Annotated in this window: 2 protein-coding genes; both read right to left on the bottom strand. The window is 65.0% G+C overall.

What is annotated here, in order from left to right; genetic code table 11:
* The coding region (gene ileS / locus B2527_RS04595) for an isoleucine--tRNA ligase (RefSeq protein ID WP_293706360.1) at positions 1–2569 on the bottom strand (2569 nt) is incomplete at its 3' end.
* The coding region (locus tag B2527_RS04590; protein ID WP_293706359.1) for a bifunctional riboflavin kinase/FAD synthetase at positions 2566–3210 on the bottom strand (645 nt) is incomplete at its 5' end. The genes B2527_RS04590 and ileS, both read right to left, overlap by 4 nt.

The following is a 3210-nucleotide window of genomic DNA, read 5'->3' as shown; positions in this document are numbered from 1 at the left end:
TGATCTCCGCTTCCAGCGCGGCACCGATGGCGCCATTGGCACGCATCGGCTCCAGCACCTTGGAGACCTGCTCACGCAGCGCCAGCAGCTGATCGAAATCAGCAGCGGTCAGCTGAGCATCCGCCGGCAACGGCGCCAGGCCGTCATACCAGGTGGTGAACAACACGTTGTCGGCACGCTTGCCCGGCAGATAGCCCCACAGCTCTTCGGCAGTGAAGGTCAGGATCGGTGCAACCCAGCGCGCGAAAGCTTCGGCGATGTGGAACATCGCCGTCTGCGCCGACCGACGGCCGCGCGAATCTTCCTGCATCGTGTACAGGCGGTCCTTGGTCACGTCCAGGTACAACGAACCCAGGTCGACGCTGCAGAAATTCAGCAGCAGCTGCACGATCTCGGCCATGTTGTAGTTGGCGTAGGCGGCCTTGATCTTTTCCTGCAGCTCGAACGCGCGATGCACGATCCAGCGATCCAGGGCGACCATGTCCGGCAAGGCCACCTGGTGCTGGGTCGGATCGAAACCGTCCAGGTTGCCCAGCAGGAAGCGCGCGGTGTTGCGCAGGCGGCGGTAGGCGTCGGCGTTGCGCTTGAGGATTTCCTGCGACAGCGACATCTCGTTGCTGTAATCGGCCGAGGCAATCCACAGGCGCAGGATGTCCGCACCCAGGGTGCGCATGATTTCCTGCGGCTCGATGCCGTTGCCCAGCGACTTGGACATCTTGCGGCCGTGCTCGTCCACGGTGAAGCCGTGGGTCAGGCACTGCTTGTATGGTGCGTGCTTGTCGATGGCCACGCCGGTCAGCAGCGAGGACTGGAACCAGCCGCGGTGCTGGTCCGAGCCTTCCAGGTACAGGTCGGCCGGCTTGCCGAAGCCACGTGCCAACAGCACGCCTTCATGGGTCACGCCGGAGTCGAACCAGACATCGAGGATGTCGGTGACCTTTTCGTACTGGGCCGCTTCATCGCCAAGCAGCTCGCTTGCGTCCAGCGAATACCAGACGTCGATGCCGCCCTGCTCCACGCGATCGGCCACCTGCTGCATCAGCTCGACGCTGCGCGGATGCGGCTCACCGGTTTCGCGGTGGGTGAACAATGCGATCGGCACGCCCCAGGTACGCTGGCGGCTGATGCACCAGTCCGGGCGGCCGTCGACCATGCTGCTGATACGCGCCTTGCCCCAGCTCGGGAACCAGCCCACGTTGTCGATGGCCGCCATCGCGTCGTTGCGCAGGTTGGCCTTGTCCATCGAGATGAACCACTGCGGGGTGGCGCGGAACACCACTGGCGTCTTGTGCCGCCAGCAATGCGGGTAGCTGTGCTGGATCTCGAAGAAGGCCAGCAGTGCGCCGCTCTCACGCAGCACCTCGACGATCAGCGGCTGTGCCTTCCACAGGTGCTGGCCAGCCAGCTCGACCGTACCGGCCGGCGGCGTCGACGGCAGGTAGACGCCACGGCCATCGACCGGGTTGATCTGGCCGGCGTTGTACTTGTCCATCAGCCCGTACTGCTGGCTGACCGCGAAGTCTTCCTGGCCGTGGCCGGGCGCGGTGTGCACCGCACCGGTACCGTCGGCATCGGAAACGTGCTCACCGTTGAGCAGCGGCAGGTCGCGGTTGGCGTAGAACGGGTGGGCCAGCAGCTGGTTCTCCAGCGCCGAACCCTTGGCATGGCCATGCACGACCACCTCGGTCACGCCGTAGCGCGACAGCGAACGCTCGGCCAGCGCCGAGGCCAGCACCAGCCAGCGCGGCTGGCCGTTGTGGGCCGGACCTTCGACCAGCACGTAATCGATGTCCGCACCCAGCGACACCGCCAGCGAAGCCGGCAGCGTCCACGGCGTGGTGGTCCAGATCGGCACCGCCACTTCCACGCCAGCCGGCAGTTCAACGCCGAAGCTGGCCGCCAGCGCCTTGGAATCGCGCGCGGCGTAGGCCACGTCGATGGCCGGCGAGGTCTTGTCCTGGTATTCGATCTCGGCCTCGGCCAGCGCCGAGCCACAGTCGAAGCACCAATGCACCGGCTTGGCGCCACGCACCAGGTGGCCGTTGGCGACGATCTTGGACAGCGCACGGATCTCGTTGGCCTCGAAATCGAAGCTCAGCGTCTTGTACGGGTTCTCCCAATCGCCGATCACGCCCAGGCGCTTGAAATCAGCGCGCTGCAGGTTGATCTGCTCTTCGGCGTACTCACGGCACTTCTGGCGGAACTGCTCGGCATCGAGTTTGACGCCGACCTTGCCCCACTTCTTCTCGACCGCGATTTCGATCGGCAGGCCATGGCAATCCCAGCCCGGGATGTAGGGTGCATCGAAGCCGTCGAGGTAACGCGACTTGACGATGATGTCCTTGAGGATCTTGTTGACCGCGTGGCCCAGGTGGATCTGGCCATTGGCATACGGCGGGCCGTCGTGCAGCACGAACAGCGGCCGCCCCTTCGCGTTCTCGCGAAGCTGCGCGTAAATGCCCTGCTCTTCCCAACGTGCCAGGATGCCCGGCTCGCGCTTGGGCAGGTCGCCGCGCATCGGGAATTCCGTTGCCGGCAGATGTAGGGTGGCTTTGTAATCCTGGCTCACGCGGTAGCTCGCAATCTGTGTTCGTTTAGGATGCGACGCGCTTGCTCTGCGTCGCGGTGCATCTGCTCGGTCAGTGCCGGCAGATCGTTGAACTTCTCTTCGTCCCGCAGCTTGGCGACAAATTCCACTTCGATATGGCGGCCGTACAGATCGCCATGGAAGTCGAACAGGTGTGCCTCGAGCAGCGGTTCCACACCTTCAACCGTGGGGCGCGTGCCGAAGCTCGACACCGACGGCCATGGCTGCTCGAAAACGCCATGTACCCACGTAGCGTAGATACCAGAAAGTGCGGGTGTTTTCGGGAAACGCAAGTTGGCAGTGGGGAAGCCCAGGGTGCGGCCCAACTGCTGCCCGCGCACGACCCGGCCGCCGATGGCATAGGGCCGGCCCAACAGTTCGCCGGCATGGGCGAACTCGCCGGCCACCAGCAGCTCGCGGATGCGGGTGCTGGAAATGCGCTCGCCGTTCAGGTGCACCGGCTCGATCTCGCCGGCGGCAAAGCCCAGCTCTGCCCCCATTGCCTGCAGCAGCGCGATATCGCCGCCACGGCGGTTGCCGAAGTGGAACTTGGGGCCAATCCAGACTTCACGCACGCCCAGCCGGCGCACCAGCATGTCGCGGACGAAGTCCTCGGCGGTGAT

It is taken from the genome of Stenotrophomonas sp. UBA7606 (genome assembly GCF_002477705.1).
GTDB lineage: Bacteria > Pseudomonadota > Gammaproteobacteria > Xanthomonadales > Xanthomonadaceae > Stenotrophomonas.
This window is presented reverse-complemented; position numbering and strand designations above follow the sequence as displayed.